This is a genomic window from Alteromonas sp. ALT199, from assembly GCF_018619335.1.
Classification (GTDB): domain Bacteria; phylum Pseudomonadota; class Gammaproteobacteria; order Enterobacterales; family Alteromonadaceae; genus Alteromonas.
In genome coordinates this window covers 1-809 of the sequence record NZ_JAHHDX010000147.1, presented here as the reverse complement: position 1 = coordinate 809, position 809 = coordinate 1, and the positions used below count along the sequence as shown (strand labels likewise).

Annotated in this window: 2 protein-coding genes; both read left to right on the top strand. The window is 45.5% G+C overall.

Annotation, left to right across the window (positions count from 1 at the left end; all coding sequences use genetic code 11):
- On the top strand, positions 1–531 hold a 531-nt coding region (locus tag KL866_RS16085), incomplete at its 5' end, for a methyltransferase domain-containing protein (protein ID WP_214995959.1).
- On the top strand, positions 528–809 hold a 282-nt coding region (bioD, locus tag KL866_RS16080), incomplete at its 3' end, for an ATP-dependent dethiobiotin synthetase BioD (protein WP_214995957.1). The genes KL866_RS16085 and bioD, both read left to right, overlap by 4 nt.

Below are 809 nucleotides of genomic sequence, written 5' to 3'. Positions count from 1 at the left end.
TACTCTGACCCCATTTTTGGCCCTTTTTTCGTAGAAGGGAGCGCTGTTGATTTACCCTTCTCTGAGAACCAATTTTCAACGGTGTTTTCGTCCATGGCGCTTCAGTGGGCAAGTGACACAAACCTAGTTGCCAGCGAGATAGCCCGAGTGCTTAAACAGGGGGGGATTGCTGAGCTTGCTATTATGGTGTCGGGCTCTTTTGATGAGCTTAAAACCGCACGTAAAGTGGCGCAGCTCCCGCAAGCAGAAACTCATATGGCAACAGCAGCGCAGTGGCTAAGCGGGTTTAAGCAATCAGGGCTTCGCTTACAACGAGTTATTACCAAAGATTATGTTGATACTCACCAAGATATCATGTCGCTACTGCGCTCTGTGAAAGGTGTAGGCGCAGGAGAGACTGGCCGAAAACAACCTGTGCTAACCCGTCGAGATATTAAAAAATTAGCCATGGCCTACAGTAATATGAGTGGTGTGGAAAGTAAGTTACCGCTTACCTACCGCGTAAGTCATTTTAGATTGGAAAAACGATGAAGCAGTATTTCATTACCGGTACCGACACAGAGGTAGGGAAAACTTATGTCACCTGCCAATTACTAAAAGCAGCGCAAAAAGCATCGCTTACCGGCATTGGCTACAAACCTATTGCAGCTGGTTGTGAGCAGGTTAACGGTGAGTGGGTTAACGAAGATGCGCTGAATATACAAAAAGCATGCTCCAAAATACGCGAAAACAAAGCAATTAAAGTTATAGATAATAACGAGCTAAAAAGCGCAAGCGCAAAAAACGTAGAAGAAAGTGGACAGACACTT